The 349-nt window shown below is 70.8% G+C and carries 1 protein-coding gene; it reads left to right on the forward strand.

What is annotated here, in order from left to right; translation table 11 throughout:
* Positions 1-349: SDR family NAD(P)-dependent oxidoreductase (locus J5F18_RS04150; protein ID WP_346301066.1), on the forward strand; the 349-nt coding region annotated here is incomplete at both ends.

The raw sequence follows: 349 nt of genomic DNA on the forward strand, positions 1-349 counted from the left end.
CAACTTCAAGCCGTTCACCGAGTTCACCGAGAGCGAGATCGCCGCCGAGGTGAATCGCTCGCTGATGCCTACGCTGTGGTGCTGCCGCGCCGTGCTGCCGACCCTGGTGGCCCAGGGCGGCGGGGTGATCGTCAACGTCTCCTCGGTGGCGACGCGCGGCATCCACCGGATTCCCTACTCGGCGGCCAAGGGCGGCGTCAATGCGCTGACCGAATCCCTGGCCTTCGAGTACGCCGAGCACGGCATCCGGGTGGCGGCCGCCGGTATCGGCGGCACCGAGGCGCCGCCGCGGAAGATCTCCCGCGGCACGCCCGAGCCCCGCAACGAGACGGAGCGGGCCTGGTTCCAG

The organism is Halomonas sp. BM-2019, assembly GCF_017584085.1.